The sequence below is a fragment of the Micromonospora sp. DH14 genome, assembly GCF_029809455.1.
Classification (GTDB): domain Bacteria; phylum Actinomycetota; class Actinomycetes; order Mycobacteriales; family Micromonosporaceae; genus Micromonospora; species Micromonospora parva.
On the sequence record NZ_JARVKT010000016.1, the window covers coordinates 1 to 23,341 of the forward strand.

Sequence of the window (23,341 nt, forward strand, 5' to 3'; positions counted from 1 at the left end):
GGTGGGGTTAGTCGTTGGATTTGTCCCTGATGGACTTTGCCGGGCCCGTTGCGGACGTGGACTGGTCGCTGGTGCCACCGCCGCTCGGCGTGCTGAGGCCGCCGGTGGTGGCGTCGCCGGTCGTCGTCGGGGCGACGGTGCCCGGGTGTCGTTCCGGCTGTCGGGCCACCCGGCGTACGCTCGCCGGCCCGGCGGTGCCACCGGTGGTGGTCACCGCGCCCTGACCGCCGACCGGGCCACCGTCGCGCAGCACCTGCGGGTCGATCCGTTCCTTCGCGGGATCGAACGGGTCATCGCGCTGGATCTGACTCTCCACATCGGTGCGGGGCACCGTCACCTCGTCGAGGGCGCCCTTGCCGTACACGCCGCCGGCGATCCGGTCCTCGGCCTCGCGGGCGGCGTCCTGCCGCATGTCGTCCTCACGCACGTCCATCACCTCGCAGAAGCTGTGGAACTGACTGCGTGCCCGACGACCGGCCGACCAAACCCGGTGTGACCGGGAGGTCGTCCACGGCGGTTCACCGTCGCGCCGCCCGCTGGCCGCCTGCCCGCAGCCCGAGATGTCCATGCTGTCCGGCGACCGGTGGGAGGTGCCCGCCGGCAGGAGGGGATGACAGCGTGCGCACAGTACGCCGTACCGCCGTCGCGGCCCTGGTGGCCGCGACGGTGACGACCGGGCTCGCGGTGCCCGCCCAGGCGAAACCGCGACCGGACCGGACATTCGACGTGCAGGCCCACCGGGGTGGCCTCGGGCTGCGGGTGGAGAACACCCTCGCCTCCTTCGGCAACGCCCTCCAACTCGGGGTGAGCACCCTCGAACTGGACGTGCAGATCACCGAGGACGGCCAGGCCGTCGTCACCCACGACCGGAAGGTCACCGGCACCAAGTGCGTCGACACCTCCCCGGTGACGCCCGGTGACCCGGAGTTCCCGTACGTCGGGAAGTACATCAACACGCTCAGCCTGGCCCAGGTGCGCTCGCTCGACTGTGGCTCGAAGACCCTCGCCGACAAGCCGGGGCAGGTCGCCGTCCCGGGTGCCCGGATGCCGCTGCTGCGTGAGGTCTTCGCGCTGGTCAACCGGTACCGGGCGAAGGACGTGAAGCTCAACGTCGAAACCAAGGTCGAGGCGGGTGCGCCGACCGAGACCGCCCCCCGCGAGCAGTTCGTCCGGGTCACCGCCGCCGAGGTCCGCGCCGCCGGGCTGCTCAAGCAGGTGACCATCCAGAGCTTCGACTGGGGTGCCCTGATGCGCATGCGTCAGGTCGAGCCGAAGCTGCCGCTGGTGGCCCTGACCAACTACGACTTCCTGCAGACCGGCCAGCCGGGTGCCTCGCCCTGGCTGGGCGGGCTGGACATCGACGACTTCGGTGGCGACCCGATCAGGGCGATCCGCAGCTTCGGCGCCAGTGCCTTCTCTCCGGTGCACGGCATGCCGCAGAACGGCACCGTCACCGACCCGGGCTACCAGCCGTACGTCACGAAGGAGATGGTCGACCGGGCGCACCGGTACGGGATCAAGGTGATCCCGTGGACGGTCGACGACGTGCCGACCATGACCAAGCTCATCGACGACGGCGTGGACGGCATCATCACCGACTACCCGGACCGGCTGCGCGGCGTGCTGGCGCAGCGCGGTTACCGGCTGCCGAAGGCGTACGCCGCGCCGTTCGACATCCAGGCGCACCGCGGTGGCCGGGCCACCCGGCCGGAGAACACCCTGCCGGCGTTCTCGAACGCGCTGTCCAACCGGGCCATCTCCACCCTGGAGCTGGACACCGGCGTGACCGCCGACGGCAAGCTCGTGGTGCTGCACGACCGCACCGTCAACGGGTCGCACTGCGTCGACACCAAGCCGGTACGCCCCGGTGACCGGATGTTCCCGTACGTGGGCAAGCCGGTGCACGAGCTGACCCTGGCGCAACTCAAGACCGTCGACTGCGGCACGAAGACGCTGCCCGAGCTGCCCGCCCAGGTGCCCGCGCCCGGTGCCCGGATCCCGACCCTGGACGAGGTCTTCGCCCTGGTGAAGGCCAGTGGCCGCACCGACATCGGCATGAACATCGAAACGAATATCAGCCCGGTGGTGAACGATACCGAGCCGTACCGCAGCTTCACCCGCAAGCTCGTCGACGCGATCCAACGGGCCGGCTTCACCAACCGGGCCACCATCCAGTCGTTCGACTGGCGCACCATCACGTACGCCCGGCAGCTCGACCGGCGGATCGGCACCGTCGCCCTGGTCTGGCAGTACGGCCCGGCCGAGTGCACGACCCTGGCCGACGAGTGCTCGCTGCAGGCGGTCTACGGCAACCCGGCGGTGAAGAGCCCGTGGACCGGTGGGCTGGACTGGTGGAAGTACCAGGACCTCGGCAAGCTGACCCGGGCGGCAGGCGCCGGCACGGTGTCCGCCAACTGGCAGGTGCACGACCCGAAGCAGGGCACCGTCGCGTCCGCCGACTGGTACCTGCGGGAGAACCCGGCGTACTTCCACGGACCGGACGTTCGGACCCTGCAGGCGCGCGACGGCCTGAAGGTGATCCCGTACACCGTCGATGACGCGACGGTGATGCAGCGGGTCATCGACCTCGGCGTCGACGGCATCATCACCGACGACCCGGACCTTCTGGTGCGCGTGGCCATCCGCAACGGCCTGCGCTGACCCGCCGAACCACCCGATCGCCGGCCGGATTTTTCCGGCCGGCGATCGGTGTTACCTGCTCCGGTGCCTCGGGTAGTCGGGGGTTGTCCCCGCCACGAAAGCGAACCGTGCCGTGGCCGACACGCGGTAGCGGGGCGAGGGAATGCAGGTACGACTCATCGCATCCTGAGGAGGACCAGATGAGCACGCAGGCTGCTTCCACCCGGCCGATGAACCGGCCCATGAACGACCCGCAGAACCCCGCCATGATGCGGGACACGCAGCAGATGCCGTCCATGCGGGACGGGCACCGAGACCCGATGCCGTCGCCGGGCACGGAGACCAAGCAGGCGTTCCTGACGACGGAATTCTGGGTCTACGCCGCCGCTGTCGCGCTCGTGGTGATCTCCGCGTTCTGGAAGGGCACCACCGCCAACGGGTTGAACATCAACAACCCGAGCCAGGCGTGGCTGTTCCTGACGATTCTGACCGGTGGTTACCTGGTGAGCCGTGGTCTGTCGAAGGCTGGTTCCGCGCGCCGGTCCGGCCGGGAACGCAGCAAGCACTGACGCGTCACGCGTAGCACAGTGGCCTCCGGGACTGCTCCCGGAGGCCACTGTCGTCGTTTGTGCGACGGCTACTCGTCGCCACCGAAGTCGCCGAAGTCCCCCTCGAACGCGTCCTCGATCATCTCGCCGGCGATCATGCCGCCGGCGACACCGAGCGCCGCACCGGCGACCACACCGCCGACCCCCATGCCGCCTCGGCCGTGCCCGTGACCGTGACCGGGGCCGTACCCGTGGCCGTACTGCGAGCGCAGGCTGCCGTAGCGGGACGTGGTCTCACGCAGCCAACCGTCGACGACCTGCGCCCAGTCCACCCGGTCGACGTCGGTGTGCGACACCTGGTACCGACCGAACGCGTCGTGCCCGGCGCTGAGGAACCCGCCGCGCTTGTCGCACTCCAGGATGACCTCCACGCCGCGCTGGCTGGTCACGAAGGTCAGCTCGACCTCGTTGATCGTGCTCGCGTACTGCGGGGAGGCGAAGAACTCGATCTCCTGGTAGAACGGCAGCGTCTGCTGCACGCCCCGGATGTGACCGCGCTCCAGGTCGGCGCTCTTGAAGCGGAAACCGAGGCGCTGGAACGCCTCCAGGATCCGCTCGTGCACGGGCAGCGGGTGCACCGCCACGTGGTCCAGGTCGCCCTTGTCGACAGCACGGGCGATGGCCAGCTCGGTGCGCAGACCCATGGTCATGCCGTGCAGGCGCTGGCCGTACACGTCGGTGATCGGGGTCTCCCACGGCACCGGCAGCTGGAACGGGAGCGAGAGTTGCTGCTTCGGTGCGAGGACGAACGACCCGCTGACCGCCATGCGGTGGAACTCCATCGTGCCCGCGTACTCGGTGTCGTGTCCTTCGACCTCGACCCGGGTGACCAGGCCGATCACGACCTGCTCGATGGCTGCCTCAGCGTCGCCACCGACGAGGTTCACCTGCCCGTCGAGGGTCAGGCCGGGCCGGGTGTTGGGGTTGGTCAGCACGGTGTCCACGCTGGGACCGCCCACACCGAACGCGCTCAACATCTTCTTGAAGACCATCGGAACTCCTGTGCGACGCCGACCGCTCCACGCTGGAGTCGGACGTTGACTCGACCGGCACCCTATCCAGCACCCCTGTGAGATGGCTGTGAAGCGACGCGCCGACACCGTCGGCGTCGGCGCCGCCTGATCGACTCGCATCCGCGATCACCAGCTCGGCCGCCCGATGTCCGCCTCCCGTTCAGCGTCAGCGGAGGGGCGGATGCCCGTTGACGAGCCTTTGGAGCTGATGTCGCAAACGAATCAGGCGTTCGACCTTCCGCTGTGCAGCCCAAACGGACCGGGAGACTGGTCAGAGCGACGACGACGGCGCGGGCCGCCGAACGCAGCCCAGGCCAGACTTCCGCACTGCCGGCATGCTGAAAGGTGGCACCGGCAGAGGTGATCGACTCGCGTTCACGGAAGTCGGGGTGTCCTGGTCGCGGTGACGCCCCGACTTTCAGCAACCCGAGTCGATCACGCATCAGGGCGCGAAATCGCCGTCCTTCACCCCGTTGACGAAGGCCATCCAGCCGCCAGCCGGGTAGACGAGGGTCGCTGCCGCGCGATCCTTGCTGTCGCGAACCGCCACTCGACCGGAACCGTCCAGGACGGGCCCGGCCTCGACACAGTTGCCGCCGTTGTCGGGGCTTCTGGTGCTGATATGCCAGGCGACGGGCATGAACTCGGCACGCCCCACGGCGGCGCTCGGCTGGCTCGGCTGCACCCGAGCCAGGTCCGCGACCGGCAGTTCACCGTCGTCGGCTTCGGCCGACGAGGCGTGGACCCCGCAGAGGTACGACGGTTCCTGCACCGCGTCGCGCTCGACCTGGCGACGCTGCACCATGACGTGGCTCGGCTCAGCGAGGAGAACGCCCCGGGTGAAGCGAGCGCTGCGCGACTGGCAGAGCACCTGGTCCGAGCGGCGTCAGCCGTGAGCCCGGGATGGGAGCATCAGTACAGCGGGCTCTTCACGCCGTTGCCGCGGTTCGCTCTCAAGGCGTACACGGAGGGGCCTCGGCATGTGATCCACCTGCCGGTGGCGGTCACCGACCTGGCCGAGGCAGTGGACCTGGCGCGGACCATCGCCCGGTCGCTGGCCTCCACGCCGCAGGTCGACGTCGGCGGTACCACCGTCTCGGCCGAGGACGCGCAGCACGTACGACACTGGGTTTTCTGCGACCGGCTCATGCCTGGCCACCGCCGGTGCGCGCGGCAGGCCGACCACGCTGGAGCCTGCCTGCCCAACGACGGCCAGCGAGGCGGTCGAGCCCCGCCCCCCTTCCGCGATCTTGCGGGTTCTGCTGTGAACTTCGCTACATCGCTCACCGACTTGCCGCGTCGCTGACTGGTCGCCCGCTGACAGTCATGGCATCGGCGTTGGCCGCCGGGCAGACTCGACGCCGTGTCGGCAAGGCGAGCTTCCTCAGCGGGTACAGGGAAACGACATCCTGTGACGCGGGGTCGACGCTTGGTGCAGGTGCGGCGGAGCGGGGTCTACCTGCTGGGCTCGCTACTCTCCGGGGTCGTGACGGTGCTCGCGCTGCCCCTGCTGTGGATCCCGCGACTCGCCCGGCTCTGGGCGAACTGGCACCGGGAGCGCGCCGGTCGGCTGCTCGGTGCGCCGTTGGCGTCGCGTCCTGCTCTACCCGCGACGGGACGCGGGGTATGGGCCGATCCGGCCACGGTCCGTACCTCCCGTGCCCTGCTGTGGCTGCCGGTGAACGTGATGACCGGGGTGGCGCTTGGCCTGCCCGCGCTGCTGTGCGTGGGCAACATCGTCGTCGCCGTGATCGGCACGCCGCTATGGTGGGTGTTCAGGCTGGAGGATCGACCACGGCTGTTTATCGACGTTCCGGTGACCGGCTGGACGACCGCCCTCACCCTCGGTTCACTGCAGATCCTCCTGCTCACCGCGTTGGCGTACGTGGGCTTCCCGCCGCTCGCTCGCGCGCATGCCCGGATCTGCCTGATGGTGTTGTCGCACTCGACGAGCGAACAGCTTGCCGAACGGGTAGCTGTGCTGACTCGCACCCGCGCGGACGTGCTCGACGCTCACGGCGCGGAGCTGCGCCGGATCGAACGTGATCTGCACGACGGCACCCAGGCCCGGCTGGTGGCCATCGCGATGCGGCTGGCCGTGGCCCGGCAGGCGTTCTCCGACCATCCGCGAGACGAGCAGTTCGTGGAAGGACTTCTTCGGGACGCACACGAAGGGGCCGAAGAGGCGATGACCGAACTGCGCGAGGTGATCCGATCCGTCTATCCGCCTATTCTCGCCGACCGGGGTTTGGACGGAGCCCTGACCGCCGTGACCACCGGCTGCGGGGTGCCGACTCGGCTGGACATCGGCGACCTCGAACGGGTACCGCCGGCCGTGGAGGCCGTCGTCTACTTCGCCGTCGCCGGGTACTGGCGCTTGACGGCACCGTCGAGGTCGACAGCCCGGTCGGCGGGCCGACGGCCATCAGTGTGGAGCTGCCGTGCGGGTGGTGATCGCGGAGGACAACGTGCTGCTGTCCACCGGGCTGGAACTGCTGCTGGGCCGCGTGGGCTTCCAGATCGTCGCCATCGCCGAGGATGCGGCGGGTTTCCTCGCCGCCGTGCGGGAGCACCGGCCGGACGTCACGATCGTCGATGTCCGGCTGCCGCCGTCGTTTCGCGACGAGGGCATCCGAGCCGCCCTGCAGGCCCGCCGGGAGCATCCTGGCCTACCAGTCCTGGTGTTGTCGCAGTACGTCGAACAGCAGTACGCCGCCGAGCTGCTCTCCACCACCGGAGGTGGCGTCGGCTATCTCCTCAAGGACCGGGTCAGCCGGGTGGACGGGTTCGTCGACGCGCTACGCCGTGTTGCCGCCGGTGGTACCGCCATGGATGCCGAGGTCATCGCGCAGCTCGTCCAACGCGCCGGCAACCCGATCGCCGCTCTCACCCCCCGTGAACGCGAGGTGCTCGCGTTGATGGCACAGGGTCACGACAACAACGCCATCGCTACGCAGCTGGTCATCACCGACAACGCTGTCCACAAGCACATCGGCAACATCTTCGCCAAGCTCGGGCTCGCCGTGACCGACAGCGGCCATCGCCGCGTCCTCGCCGTCCTTGCCTACCTCAACGCCGCGGGTCAGATGAGCGGTCGCTGACCTGACCCCGTCTCCGTCGTCGATCACTCGCGAACGCCGATCGCGTCGACCGGCGCGGGTCGCAACGCGTACCGGGTGGCCATCCTGATGGCACCCCAGGAGAGCGCGATGGTGAGCGTCACGATCGCGATGAGCCCGGTGAGGGAAACGCTGGGAACGGGTGACTTCGTTAATCCGAGGCTGATACCGATCAGCGGCGGGATCGTCGCGAGCAAGCCGAACAGCAGCGCCGAAGAGACCACGAGTCTGGCCTCCCCGTTCATCATCGCGCGGACCTGGTCTCGACTGGCGCCGATGAGTTGCAGCATCGCGAACTCGCGAACCCGCGCCGCCGTCGCCATCACCAGGGTGTTCACCACGGCGATGGCGATGTAGCCCAGCAGTACCGTCTGGAACAGCAGGTTCAGCGCCCAGTCACCCGAGCCGCCGGGCCCAGGGGCGGCCAGGAACGTCTGCCGGTCGTCGACCTGAACCGTCGGGTAGCGTGCGACGGCGCCACGCAGCGCGCCGGCGAGCGCCTCCGGGTCGGTCTCGTCCGCCGATCTGATCAGCACCGCGGTGTCCACCCGCGCGGTGCTGTGGGTGACGACGAGGTCGTTGGGCAGGGTGACATCCCCGAAGCCCAACCCGTTCTCGTAGATCGCCACCACCCGCGGCTTGACCAGCGTGCCGTCGCCGAGCCGCAGCTCGACCGTTCCGCCGACCTTCGCCCGGACGGTCTGCGCGGCGACGCGGCTCAGCGCCACCGCCTCACCCCGCAGTTCCGCGATGTCGCCCTGGTCCACCGCGAGGTCCATGGTTTCGGAGAGCCGTTCGGGCGCCACACCCTGGGCGGCGAAGACCTTGGTCGCGGTGCTGTCCTCGGACGGGAAGGTCAACAGCACCTGCATCCGTGCCACCGGCGTCGCCACGGCGACGCCGGGCACACCGCGCACGGCGTCCGTGACCTCCGGGGACACCCCGGCACCGGATGACGCGGTCAGCACGTGGTCGGCCCGCAGGCCGTCCTCGAGTTGGTGCTGCGCCCCCGCGATCGTCGTGGAGGCGCCAAATACCTGCACGGCGGCCAGGGTCACGCCCATGGCCAGCGGTGTGGTGGCCGAACTGAGCCGCCGCGCGTTGGCCCGCGCGTTGGCCTGGGCAAGGAAACCGCTGGCCGTGGACTGCCGGCTCAGGCGCGAGCCGAACAGCACGATGGCGCCGCGAAGCAGCAGGGGCCCCAGACACCCGAGCGCCACGACGAACAGCAGGACCGCGCTCCCCGCGGTGTCGGCGGCCGAGTCGCCCGGCGACGCGACGTTGCCCAAGGTCAACAGAAGCCCGAGCGGAATGAGTAGGACGCCGATGGTCAGCCGGATCCAGCCGAGCCTCTTGGGCTCGACCCCGGCGTCTCCGAACGCCTCGACCGGGCTGACGTTAGCCAGCCGGCGCGCCACCAGCCAGCCGGCAAGCCGGGCGCTGGTCATGCACAGCACCAGCGAGGCCAGGACGGGCAACAACCCCACCCGCATCTGGAAGTCCGGGGGCATTGCGTCCGCGAGGACGAACACGCCGCGCATCACGAACGCGAGCGCCACACCGGGCACCGCGCCGACCACGGCGCCCACCGACGACACCAAGGTCATCTCAGCGCCGATCATCCAGTGGATCTGCATAGGCGTCGCGCCGATGGCGCGCAGCAGGGCCAATTCGCGCCTGCGCTGCCGCACCGACAGGGCGAGGGTGCTGGCCACCACGAACACCACGATCAGCACCATGGTGCCGCCGAACGAGGCCGCCGTCTCGACCACCAGGCTGCGCGCGTCGCCCACGTCCAAGAACTCCACGTCGCCGCGTCCCACGCCGGTGTGGGCCACCACGCCCGGCACAGCGGCCGTGATGCGCTCGGCCAACTGCTCCGATGTAACACCGGGTGCGGAAAGCACACCGATGGCGTCCACTCGGTCCAGACGGCCGGACAGCTTCATCACCTGGTCATCGGTGACGAACACCGCGGACTGCCGGTCCAACGAATCCCCCGGCGCAACGGTGATGCCCACCACCCGGTAGGACGACGGGATCGAGCCGACCACGAGACGCACCGTCGCGTCGAGCGACACCTCGCCGCGCGCGGCGAGGTCGGCGTCGAGCACGACTTCGTCGGGCGCGGCGGGCGCGCGGCCCGCACGGACCCGGAACGGACCCAGCGCCGCAGCGGACCAGCCGTGCCCGAACACCGGGAAACTGTCCGGGCCAGCCACCGCGTCGCCGTCCGAGGTCAGCACGCCGACCTCGACGTTGACGTCTCCGATCGCGGACTGAACTCCGGGCACCGCGGCGACGGCGGCGACCTTGTCGACGGGCAGCGTGACGCGCTCGCTGTAGCGGACCTCGGCGGACTCGTCCAGCCAGAACGACTGCTGAGCGCCGAGAACCACCGCCGCCCCCGAGTAGCGCTCGGGGGTCACACCGGTGCCGAGCCCGGACATCAGCAATATCCCGCATGCGGTGATCACTGCCGAGCCCGCAGCGATCGCGATGAACGAGCCGACAAAGCCGCCCTTACGCCCCTTGATCGTGCTCCATCCCAGCAACAGATCTTTGCGGTACGGCACCACAAGGTGGACCAGCCGCCGGATGCCCCGGATCACCACTCGCCCAGGTGCGTCATGTGCGATGCCACCTGCTCCGGAGTAGGTCGGGTCAGCTCGCCCGCGATCCTGCCGTCGGCGAGGAACACAACCGAGTCGGCGAAGGAGGCGGCGACTGGGTCGTGGCTGACCATCAGCACCGTCTGGCCGATGTCGTTCACAACGTGTCGCAGCAGTTCCAGAACCTGTTTGCTGGACCGGGTGTCCAGCGCTCCGGTCGGCTCGTCCGCGACCACTACCTCCGGGCGGGTGATCAGCGCACGGGCGACCGCGACTCGCTGCTGCTGACCGCCGGACAGTTCGCTCGGGCGGCGCGTGACGTGCTCGCCGAGGCCGACTGCGGTGAGCACTTCTCGCAGGTACGCCTGGTCGGTCTTCCGGTCCGCCAGCCGCAGCGGCAGCGTGACGTTTTCCTCGACGGTCAGTGCCCCCAGCAGGTTGTACGCCTGGAAGATGAACCCGATCCGGTCCCGCCGCAGCTCGGTCAACTCGGTCTCCGACCGGCTGGACAGCTCCGTGTCACCCAGCATGACCCGGCCCGACGTCGGCCGGTCGAGACCGGCCGCACAGTTCAGAAATGTGCTCTTGCCGGACCCGGACGGGCCCATGACGGCGGTGAACGTACCGCGCGGAAAGTCGGCTGTTACCGCGTCGAGAGCCCGTACCGCGTTCCTGCCCGACCCGTACTCCTTCGACACCGACTCCAAACGCACCGCGTACGACCGGTCTCCCTTGGGTCTCATGCGTTCCGATGCTAGGAACGGTGGCAGCCTGGGCCGATACCGCCTACCACCCGAGATGAGGTACAGCTGACTGTAGTGCCGTGAAGCAGTACAACGCTCACGACGGCGGGGGCGGGGCTTCAGGGCTGCACGATCACCAGTTCGCCTACCTGTTCGCCGATTGTGGTGCGGGCCTCGGCGGGTAGGCCGGCGTCGATGATCAGGACGTCGGCGGCTTCCAGGGGGGCGATGGTGGCGATGCCGATCGTCTCCCACTTGGTGTGGTCGGCGAGCACCACGAGTCGGCGGGCCGCGCCGATGAGGCACCGGTTGACCCCGGCCTCCAGCAGGTTGGGCGTGGTGAAGCCGGTGCGTGGGCTCAGGCCGTGCACACCGAGGAACAGCAGGTCGACGTTGAGCGCGCTGATCGCCGCTTCGGCCACCGGCCCGGTCAACGCGTCCGACGGGGTGCGGATGCCGCCGGTCAACACGACGGTCTGGTCGGCGCGCGGGTTCTGGTACAGCGCGTCGGCCACCGGGATCGAGTTGGTCACCACGGTCAGCCCACGTACGTCGGACAGGAGCGTGGCCAGTGCGGCGGTGGTGGTGCCGGCGGAGAGCGCGATGGCCATCCCCGGCTCCACCATTGTCGCGGCCCGCTCGGCGATGGCCCGCTTCTCCGCCTGCTGGCGGATCGACTTCGCGGCGAAGCCGGGTTCCTCGGCGGAGCCCGGCCCGGCGAGGGTCGCCCCACCGTGCACCTTGTCCACCAGGCCGCGCTCGGCCAACACCTCCAGGTCACGGCGGATCGTCATGTCGGACACGCCGAACCGGCTGACCAGCTGACTCACCCGCACCCCGCCAGGTTGGCGGATCAGATCGAGGATGGCGGTCTGCCGCTGCTGGGCGAGCATGTGGGGAACCTCCTTCGCGCCGTGCCGGTCGTACGGATCACTGCCGATCCTCACGGATGACAGCCACCTCACCGGCCGGCACCGTCAGCTCACCGGCGCACTGTGCGCCGCTGAGCAGCTCGACGCCGTGCGCCGGCAGGCGTACCTCCGTGTCGGTGTGGTTGATCGCGAAGAGCCAGCTCCGGTCGCCGTCGCGGCGGCGGACCACCTCCACCCCGGGCGGCGCCGACGCCGCCGGGCGGACGCCGGCCTCGGTGAGCAGCCGGGCCACCAGGCGGTCGGTGGCCGGCTCGTCCAGCCGGGTGCCGACGTACCAGGCGGCGCCGTCGCCCACCTGGCGCCGGGTCAGCGCCGGCACGCCGGGCAGCGGCCCATCGGTGTACGAGGCGAGCACCTCCGCGCCCTCGGCGTGCAGCCACTCGGTCCACACGTCGGCGGTGCTGCCGTCGTCGAGTCGGACCTGCTCGCCCTCGCGCAGCGGGAAGAACTCCTCGGTGCGGATGCCGAGCAGCTCGCGGAACGCGCCCGGGTAGCCGCCCAGCCGGATGTGGTCGTTGGCGTCCACGATGCCGCTGAAGTAGGTGACCGCGGCGGTGCCGCCGGCCTCGACGTACCGGTGCAGCGCGTCGGCGTCGGCGTCGCTGACCAGGTAGAGGGTCGGCACCAGGACCAGCCGGTAGCCACTGAGGTCGGCCGACGGGTGGACGACGTCGGCGGTCACGCCGGCGCGCCAGAGCGAGCCGTACAGGGCGTTCAGCCGGTCGGCGTAGGTGACGTCGACGCTGGGGTGCGAGTCCAGCTCGACGCCCCACCACGCCTCCCAGTCGAACAGGATCGCCACGTCGGCGTCCACCCGACTGCCGCGTACCTCCGCGAGGGCCTTCAGGTCCGCGCCGAGCCGGCAGACCTCCCGGAACACCTTCGTGTCCGGCCCGGCGTGCGGCACCAGCGCGGAGTGGAACTTCTCCGCGCCGGCCCGGGAGGCGCGCCACTGGAAGAAGAGCACCCCGTCGGCGCCGCGGGCGACGTGCGCGAGGCTGTTGCGGCGCAGCTGCCCGGGCAGCTTGGCGACGTTGCGCGGCTGCCAGTTGACAGCGCTGGTGGAGTGCTCCATCAACAACCACGGGTCATCGCCTGGGCGGTGCTGACCTCGCTGCGCTCGTACGACTACACCGCCCGCAACGGGTACGTCTCGTTCGGCGGCTGGACCTTCGACAACTACGTCACCGCCTGGCGGACGGCGGAGTTCGGGCAGCACTTCCTCAACTCGGTGTACATCACCGTGCCGGCGGTGCTGCTGACCCTCTTCCTCGCCTCCTGCGTGGCGTTCGTCATCGCCCGGTTCAGTTGGAAGCTCAACCTCGTCCTGCTGGGGGTCTTCACCGCGGCCAACCTGCTACCCCAGCAGGCGCTGCTCATCCCACTGTTCCGGCTGTTCACCGAGGTGCCGCTGCCGGAGTTCATGAGCGACTCCGAGCTGCTCTACGACAGCTACTGGGGCCTCATCCTGATCAACGTGGCCTTCCAGTGCGGCTTCTGCGTCTTCGTGCTCAGCAACTACATGAAGGCGCTGCCCCGCGACCTGTACGAGGCGGCGATGGTCGACGGGGCGAGCATCTGGCGGCAGTACTGGCAGGTCACCATGCCGCTGTGCCGGCCGGCCCTGGCCGCGCTGGCGACGCTGGAGGTGACCTGGATCTACAACGAGTTCTTCTGGGCCACCGTCCTCATGCGCACCGGCGACAAGTTCCCGGTGACCAGCTCGCTGAACAACCTGCGCGGTGAGTTCTTCACCGACAACAACCTGGTCTCGGCGGGCAGCGTGCTCGTCGCGATTCCCACCCTGGTGATCTTCTTTATGCTCCAGCGGCACTTCGTCCGGGGCCTGACCTTGGGAGCCTCCAAAGGATGACGATCCTGCACCTGCGCCGCGCGCGGACCAGCCTGGTGCTCGACGCGCGCGGCCCGGGGCTGCCCCGGGTCGTGCACTGGGGCGGCGACGTCGGCGACCTCGACGACGACGGCCTGCGCCAGCTCACCGACGCGACAGCACCGCCGGTGGTGCCGAGCAGCTTCGACGAACTGACGGTGCTGTCGGTGCTGCCGGAGGCCAGCGCGGGTTGGAGTGGCCGCCCGGGGCTGGCCGGGCACCGCGACGGGCGGGACTGGTCCACCTGCTTCCGCCTCGACGGCTTGGACGTACGGGACGGCGAGCCCGGCGCGGCGCGGGTGACCGTGCGGGCCTCGGACCCGGCCGCCGGGCTGACCGTGACCATCGAGATCACGCTCGACCCGTACGGCCTGCTGACCGTTCGGCACCGGCTGCGCAACGACGGCGACAGCGGGTACGAACTGCGGGAGCTGACACCGGTGCTGCCGGTGCCGGCGGTCGCCACCGAACTGCTCGACCTGACCGGCCGGTGGTGCCGGGAACGGTCCCCCCAGCGGCACCCGTGGCAGCACGGCGCCTGGGTCCGCGAGAGCCGGCGCGGTCGTACCGGGCATGACGCCACACTGCTGCTGGTGGCCGGCACCAGCGGCTTCGGCTTCGGCCACGGCGAGGTCTGGGCGGTGCACACCGCATGGAGCGGCGACCACGTCACGTTCGCCGAGCGTCGGCCCACCGGCGAGTCGACGCTCGGTGGCGGTGAGCTGCTGGCAGCCGGGGAGATCCGGCTCGGCCCCGGCGAGTCGTACGAGACTCCCCTGCTCTACGCGGTCTGCTCCGACGCCGGGCTGGACGGGCTCAGCGACGTGCTGCACACCCACCTGCGGGCCCGCCCCGGGCACCCGCGTTCCCCCCGCCCGGTGACCCTCAACGTCTGGGAGGCGGTCTACTTCGACCACGACCTGGACCGCCTGCGGGCGCTCGCCGACCGGGCCGCGCAGATCGGCGTGGAGCGGTTCGTGCTCGACGACGGCTGGTTCCGCGGCCGGCGCGACGACACCGCCGGGCTCGGCGACTGGTACGTCGACGAGGGTGTCTGGCCGGACGGCCTGCAACCGCTGATCGACCACGTCACCGGCCAGGGTCTCCAGTTCGGCCTCTGGGTCGAGCCGGAGATGGTCAACCCCGACTCGGACCTGTTCCGGGCGCACCCCGACTGGTTGCTCGCCGTGCCGGGGCGGCTGCCGCCGGCCTGGCGTCACCAGCAGGTGCTCGACCTGGGCCGCCCCGAGGCGTACGACTACGTGCGGGAACGCCTCGACGCGCTGCTCACCGACCACCCCGGGATCCGGTACCTCAAGTGGGACCAGAACCGGGACCTCACCGAGGCCGGGCACCACGGCCGCCCCGGGGTGCACGGGCAGACCCTGGCGGTCTACCGGCTCCTCGACGAGTTGCGCGGTCGCCACCCGGGCGTGGAGATCGAAAGCTGCTCGTCCGGTGGGGCCCGGGTGGACCTGGCCATCCTCGCGCGCACCGACCGGGTCTGGGCCAGCGACTGCAACGACGCCCTGGAGCGGCTCAGCATCCAGCGCTGGACGGGGTTGCTGCTGCCACCGGAGCTTGTCGGCACCCACATCGGCCCGGAACGCTCGCACACCACCCGCCGCGTTCACGACCTGGGCTTCCGGGCGGCGACCGCGCTCTTCGGCCACCACGGCATCGAGTGGGACATCGCGTCGATCAGCGTCGCCGAGCAGGCCGAGCTGGCCGCCTGGGTGGCACTGCACAAGCGGCTGCGCCCGCTGCTGCACTCCGGCCGGGTGGTCCGGGTCGACCACCAGGACCCGGCCGTCTGGGCGCACGGCGTGGTCGATCACGAGCAGACCCGAGCGGTGTACGCGGTGGCCCGGCTGACCACCTCGGTGGCGCAGGTTCCCGGCGCGGTACGGCTACCCGGCCTCGACCCCGACCGGCGGTACCGGGTGCGGCAGGTGTCAGGCGTACCGGCCCCGGCGACCTTCGACCTGTCCGCGCCCGCGTGGTTGGCGGCGGGTGTGACCCTCAGCGGGGCGGCGCTGACCCGGGTGGGTGTGCAGCTGCCCGCCCTGCACCCGGAGCAGAGCCTGGTGCTGGAGGTCGACGCGGTCGACTGACAGGATTCTCTGGAAAAAGTTGTGGCCGGGGTGTCGAGAACGGCAGAGCCTGCTTCTACCTCAGGGTGAGAGCACCGACGAGGGTGCGCGGGCGTGAGGAGCCAACCATGAAGTACATGCTGCTGATGCAGTTCAGCGCCGCCGGGGCCGACTTCCCGAGCATCGACACCTGGACCCAGGACGAGGTGCGGGCGCACATCGCCTTCATGGGCAAGGTCAACGACAAGCTCACCGCCGCCGGGGAGTGGGTCGACGGCCAGGGCCTCGGTGGCCCGCAGCAGGCCCGGATCGTCCGGGCTGGTGAGGGCGGGACGCCGGTCGTCACCGAGGGGCCGTTCGCCGAGACGAAGGAGTTCCTGGCCGGTTTCTGGATCGTCGACTGCGAGAGCCCGCAGCGGGCCGTGGAGGTGGCCGCGTACATCTCCACCGCACCCGGCCCCGGCGGTCGGCCGCTGAACATGCCGATCGAGGTGCACCCGGTGATGTCCGCTCCGCCAGCGGAGCTGTGACAGCTGAACACCGAACCCCGCGTCGAGGACCTGCTGCGCGAGTTGGCGCCGCAGGCCCTCGGCGTGCTCAGCCGCCGCTTCGGTGACTTCGCCACCGCTGAGGACGCGGTGCAGGAGGCGCTGCTGGCCGCCGCCACCCAGTGGCCGACCGAGGGGCTACCGGTGAACCCCCGTGGCTGGCTGATCCAGGTCGGTTACCGCCGGATGATCGAGCTGGTCCGCGGTGAGCAGGCCCGACGCCGCCGGGAGGACCTGGTCGCCCGGCAGGCCCCGGACGGCCGGCAGTACGCGCCGGCACCGGACGAGGAGTTGGCCGCCGAGCGGGACGACACGCTGGTCCTGCTCTTCCTCTGCTGCCACCCGGCGCTCGCGCCGACGTCGGCGGTGGCGCTGACCCTGCGCGCTGTCGGTGGGTTGAGCACCGCCGAGATCGCCCGCGCGTTCCTGGTGCCCGAGGCGACGATGGCGCAGCGGATCAACCGAGCCAAGCAGCGCATCCGGGCATCCGGGCTGTCGTTCCGGATGCCCGAGCCGGCGGAACGGGCGGACCGGTTGGTCGCCGTCCGGCAGGTGCTCTACCTGATCTTCACCGAGGGGCACACCAGCACCAGCGGCCCGCAGCTGCGCCGGATCGACCTCGCGGCGGAGGCGATCCGGCTGACCCGCGCACTGCACACGCTGCTGCCCGACGACAGCGAATCGGCCGGGCTGCTGGCGTTGATGCTGCTCACCGAGGCTCGCGGGCCGGCACGGACCGGCCCCTCCGGCGAGCTGATCTCACTGGCCGATCAGGACCGCAACCTTTGGGACGCCGCAGCGATCGCCGAGGGCATCACACTGGTCACCCGGGCCCTGCCACGCGGGCCGATCGGCCCGTACCAGGTGCAGGCCGCCATCGCCGCCGTGCACGACGAGGCGCCAAGCACCGAGCAGACCGACTGGCCGCAGATCCTGGCGCTCTACGAGGTGCTGGAACGCCTCGCCGGCAGCCCCGTGGTGGCGCTCAACCGGGCCGTGGCGACGGCCATGGTGCACGGTCCCGCAGCCGGCCTGGCCGCCCTCGACAGGCTGACCCACGACCCGCAGTTGGCCGGACACCACCGGCTGGCCGCCGCCTGCGCCCACCTGCACGAGATGGCCGGTGACCGGGCCCGGGCGATCGCCGACTACCGGACCGCCGCCGCCCACACGAGCAGTCGCCCCGAACAGCTCTACCTGACCATGCGGGCGGCCCGACTGGCCGCCGAGCCCGCGGACGGCCCGCCGGCTGCTCTAGAGGCCGAGGCCGAACCGTAGCCGATCCGTCTCAGCGGGCCTGCCCGCTGAACGCTCGTCGAACGTGCAGGTGTCGCGACCGCGGCCATCTCCCCTGACAGTCGACGCCGCGCGGGTTGCGACGTCAGCCCCCCACCCGCCACGACTGGCAATCTTGGACAGTTTCCGTCCGCTCAGAACGGAAAGTGTCAAGATCTACCCGGCCAACTCCCTTCTATGCCGCCACCCCGGAGGCGCGGCGCGGCGCGGCGCGTCCGGGGCCGGCGCGGCACAGGCCGGAGGCACGAGCACGGCACGGGTGCGGGTGCGGGTGCGGGTGCGGGTGCGGGCGCGGGCACCGGCACCGGCACGGCAGCGGCAGCGGCAGCGGCAGCGGCAGCGGCAGCGGCAGCGGCAGCGGCAGCGGCAGCGGCGGCAGCGGCGGCAGCGGCAGCGGCAGCGGCAGCGGCAGCGGCAGCGGCGGCAGCCTTTGGAGCTGATGCCGTAAACGATTCATCCACCGGGACGGTGTCGGGCGCCCAGCGCATCCGATTCGTTTGTGACATCAGCTCCAAAGGGGTGCTGTGGCAGACGTGGGGGGCCGCGCGGAGGTCGCCCCGACCAGACGGCGGACGTCACCTGACGACGCGGGCGGACTCACGCCGACGGGCGGCCGGACGTGGGCGTCGCCGGCACTAGCCTGGGCAGCGATGGGTTCGTCGACCACGGAGGACCAAGGGGACGCATGGCGTACGTGCTGCTGGGGATCGCGATTCTCGCCGAGGTGTTCGCGACCAGCCTGATCAAGAGCACCGCCGGGTTCACCCGCGTCTGGCCGACGGTGGCCTGCCTCGGCGGTTACGCGCTGGCCTTCGTCCTGCTCGCCCAGGCCGTCAAGGAGATCCCGGTGGGGGTGGCGTACGCCCTCTGGTCGGGTCTGGGCACCGCGGCCATCGTGGCGATCGGGGCGGTGTTCCTGGGTGAGTCGGTGGGGCTCGCCAAGTTCACCGGCATCGCGCTGATCATCGCCGGAGTGGTCATCGTGAACCTGGCCGGGGAGCACTGACCGGACAGGTTCCGGTGGTCGGGACCGACGCGGACCCGACCACCGGTCCGACGGTCAGCTCGCCGTGCAGCTCAGCGTCGGCACGCTGTTGGTGCCGGTCCAACTACCGAGGAAGCCGAAGCTGGCACTGGCCCCGGCGGCCAGCCGCCCGTTGTACTCGGCATTGCGGGCGGTCACGGTGGTGCCGCTGCTGGTGAGGGCCACGTTCCAGGACTGGGTGACGCTCTGGCTGTTCGCGAAGGTCCACCCGGCGGTCCAGCCGGTGATCGCCCGCGCGCCGGCGGTCACCCGTACCTCAGCCTGGAAGCCGCCCTGCCACTGGTTGGTCACCGTGTACGTGGCCGTGCACCCACCGGCCGGCGGCGGCGTCGTGGGCGGGGGCGTGGTCGGCGGGGGGATGCTGTCGAAGATGCTGGCCTGCCGGGCGGTCTGCCGGATCCCGTTGGCACCGTTGAAGAGGCGCTGACCCCAGTCGGTCAAGCTCGCCGGGTTGAAGTTGGTGGCCAGGTCGAGATACTCCACGCCGCCGCCGTTACCGCTCCACGACCAGCCCAACCAGCCGATCCCGTTGGCCTGGCTGTACGCGAGGATGGTGTCCTCGTCCGGGTTCCCGTCGGAGTGGTTGAAGCCGAACTCACCCACCACGATGGGCAGTCCCGCGCTGCGGAACCGGCCCAGGTAGTCGCTGATCTCCGCAGCGGTGTCGAACACGCCGTACATGTGGACCGAGAAGACCGTGTTGCGGGCCGGGTCGGCGGCGAAGACCGAGGCGGCGTTGTCGCGCATGGTGAACGACCAGTCCTGGCCCCAGTTCGGCGCGTCCACCATGATCGTGTGGCTCAGTCCGCCGGCACGCAGGCGCTTGATCGCATTGGCGTTGTCGGTGGCCCAGGAGGCGTAGTTCTGGTTGCCGTACGGCTCGTTGCCGATGTTGACGATGACGTACTTCTCCTGACCGGAGAGGACATCAGCGAGGCTGAGCCAGTAGTCGACGGCACGGGCCAGGGTGATCGCGCCGCTCTGCTCGCCGTACCCGGTGGTGTCGTGCACCTCCAGCACACAGATCAGTCGGTTGGCCTTGCAGAGTGAGATGACGTTGGCGACGTCGGCGTTGGTGTTGCGGGTCCAGCGGTCGCCGCTGGAGAGCACCACCCGTACGGTGTTCGCGCCGAGCGCCTTGACGTCGGCGAACGAGCTGGTCTGCTGCGGGTACCAGGTGTGCGCGTGGTTGACGCCACGCATGATGAATTCGGTGCCGTTGGCGTCGTACAACTTGCCGCCGGCGACGGAGAAACCGGCCGCGGCGTGCGCCGGCTGGCCGAACGCCAGCACGGTGACGAGCAACGCGAGCAGTGTCGCGCCGGCGGCGGAGAGTCGAGTCTTCATGGCCTTCCTCAGGGAGGACCCCCGGTGCCCGACAGGGGTGGGGACGTACGAGGGAAGGCGGCTGCAGCCCGGCAGCCGCGCCCGGCTCTCGGCGCAGGCATCAGCGTAGGGCGATGGGATGGTCATCGCAACCGGTTCAGTTGGCGGACCCGATGCCCGGACAGCCGCAACGGCCCACGCGGACGCAGGCCGTCACGGGGCGATCATCCCCACCACAGGATGTGCGCCACACCCGGCTCTTAACCGGTTAAGAGCGACGGTAGGCAGGTGACTGCGATCCGTCAAGCACCGGGTCGGCCGAACCGGACGAGAGGGTTGACCGGCGCGCACCGGGGTATCCCGGGAACGATCCGTCGGTGAGAGGGGATACCAGGATGGTCAGCGTCGGCTACACCCTGATGAGCGAGCAGGCCGGGCCCAAACAACTGGTGGACCACGCGGTGCGGGCGGAAGCGGCCGGTTTCGACCAACTGGTGGTCTCCGACCACTACTACCCCTGGCTGGACTCCCAGGGCCACTCCCCGTACGCCTGGTCGGTGCTCGGCGCGGTCGCCCACGCCACCTCCCGCGCGCAGCTGATGTCGTTCGTGACCTGCCCGATCCGCCGCTACCACCCGGCGGTGGTCGCGCAGAAGGCCAGCACGGTCGGCGCGCTCTCGGACGGCCGGTTCACCCTCGGCCTGGGCGCCGGGGAGAACCTGAACGAGCACGTGGTGGGCGGCTGGCCGCACGTCCAGCAGCGGCACGAGATGTTCGAGGAGGCGTTGCAGATCATCCGGCCGTTGCTCAACGGGGAAACGCTGACCTTCTCCGGCAACCACTTCGACGTGCCCGACGCCTACGTCTTCGACCGCCCGGAACGGCCGGTGCCGATGGCCGTCGCCGCGTCCGGTCGGCAGTCCGCGACACTGGCCGCCGAGTACGGCAACGGCCTCATCTCCACCGAACCCGACCGGCACATCATCGAGATGTACGACGACGCCGGGGGCGCCGGCCAACCCCGCTACGGCCAGGTGGCCATCTGCTACGGCCCCGACGAGGCCGAGTGCCGCAAGATCGTGCACGACCAGTTCCGCTGGTTCGGGATGGGTTGGAAGGTCAACGCCGACCTGCCCAACCCGGACTCCTTCGCCGCCGCCACCCAGTTCGTACGCGAGGAGGACGTCGCCGAGGGCATCTCCTGCGGTCCGGACGTGGACGCGCACGTCGAGGCGTTCGCCAAGTTCGTCGACGCCGGCTTCACCCACGTGGCGATCATCCAGGTCGGCGGGGAGACCCAGCCGATGTTCCTGGACTGGGCGCACGAGCAACTGCTGCCCCGGTTGCGCGAGCTGTGAACCGAAACGTCGTCGACCGGGTCGCCCCGCCACAGCGCCGACCTCGCCCCACAACCCGCATCCACTGACAGGTGACCATCATGCGTTTCGGCAACACGGAGATCCGCCCGCTCGGCGGTGGCCTCGGCTGCCTCCTGATGATCCTTTTCTCGATCGTCGCATCGGTGGTGCTGACCGTCCTGCTGAACCTGGTGCTCTGAGACCGCACCCCTCAACGGCGCAGGCCCAGGGCGGTGAGCACCTCCCGGGCGCCCAGCCGGGCCGGGTCGAGCACCGACTGGCGGACCCAGCGGGCCACCGGCGCGACGGTGGCTTTCCACATCGCCCTGAGGCCCCGCGCCACCGGCACGACCGTCACCGACCAGACCCACCGGACCCCGCGCAGCAGCGGGCGCACCGTGTGGCGCCACAGCCAGCGCAGCCCTGTCCCGAGTGGACGCAACACCAGCCGGTAAAGCTGTCGCAGCACCCAGCCGGCCGTCCGCCACGCGCCGAGCACCGCGGCGACGAGCAGCCGACCTGACCCCGCGACGAGCCACCAGAGCCCGCGCAGGAGCCCGACGAACGCGGCACTCAGCGCCCTGTCGAGCGCGCCGACGGCACGCCGCAGCAGCCGTCCGACGGGGGCGAGCGCCGCACCCAACCAACTCAGCGGCCGCAGGACCAGGTGCTCGGCGAGCCACGCCAGCGCGCGCCCCAGCGCGACCAGTGGCGGACGCAACCCTCGCCGGGCCAACCAGACCAACGGGAACCAGATCACCGTGCGGGCCACCCAGGCGACTGCGGACGCCAGCCAGACCAGCGGCAACCACACCAGAGTGCGGGCCACCCACGCCAACCCACGCCCCACCCACACCAGCGGCAGCCACACCAGGTGCCGGGCACCCCAGACCAACGGCAACCACACCACGGTGCGGGCCACCCACGCCAGACCACGGCCCACCCACACCAGCGGCAACCACACCAGGTGCCGGGCACACCAGGCCAGCGGGGGCCAGCACAGCCGGTGCAGCAGCCGGCCGGCAGCCGCGATCAGCTCCCAGAGCAGGCGTACGGGCAGCACCACGACCAGCGCCACACCGCGTGCGACGGCCGCGACGAGCGGAAGCGCGACGGTGGCCGGCTGCGCCGTTGCCGAGACCAGCGGGTCGCCGGCCGGATGCGCCCTCGTCGGCGCGGCCCGGTGCTCAACCGACGGGCCGGGCAGCGGCGGGCGCAGGGGGTGGTGGTCGGTCACGGTGGCACGGTAATCGGCCCGCGCCACGCCGTGGGGGCGGGCCGCGACGAGGTGGCGGGCGGCCGGTCAACCGGCGGACAGCTCCACTGTGGCGAGCAGCGGATAGTGGTCGGAGGCGGTGGCCGTCGCATCGTCGCGGATCACCCGACAGCCGTGCAGCCGTTGCGCCACAGCGGTGCTGCCGAGCAGATAGTCCAGCCGCATCCCGGCGAACTCGGCCCCACCCAGCCGGGTGGGCACGGTGAGGCCGTCGGCCTCCGGTGCGTCGACGTTGCCTGCCGGCCACAGGTCGACGAGGCCGGCGGCGAGCAGCCGGGCGATCGCGCGGGTGTCCACCGCACCGCCGGAGCGACGCAGGTGCCGCCGCCGGTAGAGAGTGGGCATGCCGGCCAACCGGGCGGTGTGGTCGACTGTCGGGTCGAGCGCGTTGAGGTCACCGGTGACCAGCGCCAGCGGCCCCTCGTTGCGGCGCATCGCCGCGACCAGCCAGTCGACCTCCATCCGCCGTCGACCCCCCGAGTACGGGTAGAGGTGGGTGCCGAGCACGGTGAACGGGCCGGCGGACGTGGCCACCACGACGCGGGCGGCGGCGTGGTGGAACGGGCGGCGCACCGACCCGGCGTCGACGACCCGGTACGGCGGCCGGACCAGCACCGCCACCGGCTGCCCGAAGCAGGACCGGGCCAGGTGGGGCGTCATCCCCACCCGGCCCGCCACGGTGGCCAGCAACCCGTCCCGGTCGAAGCCGCGCAACTCCTGCAGGGCCAGCACGTCCGGTGCCTGCTCGTTGATGACCTGGACCACCTGATCCAGCCGGTCGGAGCCGCCACGATCCCGACCGCCGGTGCGGATGTTCCAGGTCATCACCCGCAGCACGACG

Annotated in this window: 21 protein-coding genes and 3 pseudogenes; 13 read left to right on the forward strand and 11 right to left on the reverse strand. The window is 70.8% G+C overall.

Annotation, left to right across the window (positions count from 1 at the left end):
• Positions 1-7 precede the first annotated feature (7 nt).
• Positions 8-427 carry a hypothetical protein gene (locus QCZ28_RS20815; protein WP_030333582.1) on the reverse strand — a complete coding sequence of 140 codons (420 nt, stop codon included), beginning with the start codon at positions 425-427 and terminating at the stop codon, positions 8-10.
• 191 nt (positions 428-618) lie between these two features.
• On the opposite strand from QCZ28_RS20815, the gene QCZ28_RS20820 reads away from it, so the two are divergent.
• Together QCZ28_RS20820 and QCZ28_RS20825 are read left to right on the forward strand one after the other, a co-directional pair.
• Complete coding sequence (locus QCZ28_RS20820; RefSeq protein WP_279518212.1) at positions 619-2,661, forward strand: glycerophosphodiester phosphodiesterase family protein; 2,043 nt, start codon at positions 619-621, stop codon at positions 2,659-2,661.
• Between the two features lie 179 nt (positions 2,662-2,840).
• On the forward strand, positions 2,841-3,209 hold the full coding sequence (locus QCZ28_RS20825) for a hypothetical protein (protein ID WP_279518213.1): 369 nt from the start codon (positions 2,841-2,843) through the stop codon (positions 3,207-3,209).
• A gap of 68 nt (positions 3,210-3,277) precedes the next feature.
• Here QCZ28_RS20825 and QCZ28_RS20830 read toward each other — a convergent pair whose 3' ends face one another.
• Both QCZ28_RS20830 and QCZ28_RS20835 read right to left on the reverse strand, forming a co-directional pair.
• Complete coding sequence (locus QCZ28_RS20830; protein ID WP_279518214.1) at positions 3,278-4,240, reverse strand: sporulation protein; 963 nt, start codon at positions 4,238-4,240, stop codon at positions 3,278-3,280.
• 463 nt (positions 4,241-4,703) lie between these two features.
• Positions 4,704-4,901: a DUF397 domain-containing protein gene (locus QCZ28_RS20835; protein ID WP_279518215.1), complete on the reverse strand. Its 198-nt coding sequence runs from the start codon at positions 4,899-4,901 to the stop codon at positions 4,704-4,706.
• Between QCZ28_RS20835 and QCZ28_RS34540 the strand changes: the two are divergent.
• From QCZ28_RS34540 to QCZ28_RS20855, 4 genes and pseudogenes are all read left to right on the forward strand, one after another.
• Positions 4,884-5,157, forward strand: a pseudogene (locus QCZ28_RS34540) (DivIVA domain-containing protein). The gene QCZ28_RS20835 and the pseudogene QCZ28_RS34540 overlap by 18 nt on opposite strands.
• An 86-nt stretch (positions 5,158-5,243) precedes the next feature.
• Positions 5,244-5,465: pseudogene (locus tag QCZ28_RS20845) on the forward strand (hypothetical protein); the annotation flags it as partial.
• A 726-nt stretch (positions 5,466-6,191) separates the two neighbouring features.
• Positions 6,192-6,431, forward strand: a pseudogene (locus tag QCZ28_RS20850) (histidine kinase); the annotation flags it as partial.
• Between the two features lie 271 nt (positions 6,432-6,702).
• On the forward strand, positions 6,703-7,362 hold the full coding sequence (locus QCZ28_RS20855) for a response regulator transcription factor (protein ID WP_279518216.1): 660 nt from the start codon (positions 6,703-6,705) through the stop codon (positions 7,360-7,362).
• A 23-nt stretch (positions 7,363-7,385) separates the two neighbouring features.
• Here QCZ28_RS20855 and QCZ28_RS20860 read toward each other — a convergent pair whose 3' ends face one another.
• The 4 genes from QCZ28_RS20860 to QCZ28_RS20875 all read right to left on the reverse strand — a co-directional run bounded on the left by QCZ28_RS20860 (position 7,386) and on the right by QCZ28_RS20875 (position 12,742).
• A complete protein-coding gene (locus tag QCZ28_RS20860) occupies positions 7,386-9,992 on the reverse strand; it encodes an FtsX-like permease family protein (RefSeq protein WP_279518217.1) in 2,607 nt (868 codons plus the stop codon).
• Positions 9,989-10,735, reverse strand: coding sequence for an ABC transporter ATP-binding protein (locus QCZ28_RS20865; protein WP_279518218.1), 747 nt, complete (start codon positions 10,733-10,735; stop codon positions 9,989-9,991). Before QCZ28_RS20865 ends, QCZ28_RS20860 begins: the two co-directional genes overlap by 4 nt.
• A gap of 119 nt (positions 10,736-10,854) precedes the next feature.
• The gene (locus QCZ28_RS20870) at positions 10,855-11,628 is read right to left on the reverse strand and encodes a DeoR/GlpR family DNA-binding transcription regulator (protein WP_279518307.1); all 774 of its coding nucleotides are present in this window, start codon (positions 11,626-11,628) and stop codon (positions 10,855-10,857) included.
• 37 nt (positions 11,629-11,665) lie between these two features.
• A complete protein-coding gene (locus QCZ28_RS20875; RefSeq protein ID WP_279518219.1) occupies positions 11,666-12,742 on the reverse strand; it encodes a beta-galactosidase trimerization domain-containing protein in 1,077 nt (358 codons plus the stop codon).
• On the opposite strand from QCZ28_RS20875, the gene QCZ28_RS20880 reads away from it, so the two are divergent.
• From QCZ28_RS20880 to QCZ28_RS20895, 4 genes are all read left to right on the forward strand, one after another.
• A complete protein-coding gene (locus QCZ28_RS20880) occupies positions 12,734-13,540 on the forward strand; it encodes a carbohydrate ABC transporter permease (RefSeq protein WP_279518220.1) in 807 nt (268 codons plus the stop codon). The two genes, QCZ28_RS20875 and QCZ28_RS20880, sit on opposite strands and share 9 nt — an antisense overlap.
• Positions 13,537-15,672 (forward strand): alpha-galactosidase, encoded by a 2,136-nt coding sequence (locus QCZ28_RS20885; protein WP_279518221.1) that lies wholly within the window; start codon positions 13,537-13,539, stop codon positions 15,670-15,672. Before QCZ28_RS20880 ends, QCZ28_RS20885 begins: the two co-directional genes overlap by 4 nt.
• 107 nt (positions 15,673-15,779) lie before the next feature.
• Positions 15,780-16,181 (forward strand): YciI family protein, encoded by a 402-nt coding sequence (locus tag QCZ28_RS20890; protein WP_279518222.1) that lies wholly within the window; start codon positions 15,780-15,782, stop codon positions 16,179-16,181.
• Between the two features lie 3 nt (positions 16,182-16,184).
• Positions 16,185-17,477 carry a sigma-70 family RNA polymerase sigma factor gene (locus QCZ28_RS20895; protein WP_279518308.1) on the forward strand — a complete coding sequence of 431 codons (1,293 nt, stop codon included), beginning with the start codon at positions 16,185-16,187 and terminating at the stop codon, positions 17,475-17,477.
• A gap of 193 nt (positions 17,478-17,670) precedes the next feature.
• On the opposite strand, the gene QCZ28_RS20900 is transcribed toward QCZ28_RS20895, so the two are convergent.
• Positions 17,671-17,952, reverse strand: a complete 282-nt coding sequence (locus QCZ28_RS20900; RefSeq protein WP_279518223.1) for a hypothetical protein — start codon at positions 17,950-17,952, stop codon at positions 17,671-17,673.
• Positions 17,953-18,180: 228 nt separating this feature from the next.
• On the opposite strand from QCZ28_RS20900, the gene QCZ28_RS20905 reads away from it, so the two are divergent.
• Complete coding sequence (locus QCZ28_RS20905) at positions 18,181-18,501, forward strand: multidrug efflux SMR transporter (protein WP_279518224.1); 321 nt, start codon at positions 18,181-18,183, stop codon at positions 18,499-18,501.
• Positions 18,502-18,555: 54 nt separating this feature from the next.
• Here QCZ28_RS20905 and QCZ28_RS20910 read toward each other — a convergent pair whose 3' ends face one another.
• Complete coding sequence (locus tag QCZ28_RS20910) at positions 18,556-19,887, reverse strand: cellulase family glycosylhydrolase (RefSeq protein ID WP_279518225.1); 1,332 nt, start codon at positions 19,885-19,887, stop codon at positions 18,556-18,558.
• 374 nt (positions 19,888-20,261) lie between these two features.
• Here QCZ28_RS20910 and QCZ28_RS20915 point away from each other — a divergent pair, with 374 nt between their 5' ends.
• Both QCZ28_RS20915 and QCZ28_RS20920 read left to right on the forward strand, forming a co-directional pair.
• Positions 20,262-21,224 carry a TIGR03557 family F420-dependent LLM class oxidoreductase gene (locus QCZ28_RS20915; protein WP_279518309.1) on the forward strand — a complete coding sequence of 321 codons (963 nt, stop codon included), beginning with the start codon at positions 20,262-20,264 and terminating at the stop codon, positions 21,222-21,224.
• A gap of 71 nt (positions 21,225-21,295) precedes the next feature.
• Positions 21,296-21,424 (forward strand): hypothetical protein, encoded by a 129-nt coding sequence (locus QCZ28_RS20920; protein ID WP_256443305.1) that lies wholly within the window; start codon positions 21,296-21,298, stop codon positions 21,422-21,424.
• 11 nt (positions 21,425-21,435) lie between these two features.
• Here QCZ28_RS20920 and QCZ28_RS20925 read toward each other — a convergent pair whose 3' ends face one another.
• Both QCZ28_RS20925 and QCZ28_RS20930 read right to left on the reverse strand, forming a co-directional pair.
• Positions 21,436-22,461, reverse strand: a complete 1,026-nt coding sequence (locus QCZ28_RS20925; RefSeq protein WP_279518226.1) for a hypothetical protein — start codon at positions 22,459-22,461, stop codon at positions 21,436-21,438.
• 66 nt (positions 22,462-22,527) lie between these two features.
• Positions 22,528-23,337, reverse strand: a complete 810-nt coding sequence (locus tag QCZ28_RS20930) for an endonuclease/exonuclease/phosphatase family protein (RefSeq protein ID WP_279518227.1) — start codon at positions 23,335-23,337, stop codon at positions 22,528-22,530.
• Between the last annotated feature and the right edge of the window lie 4 nt (positions 23,338-23,341).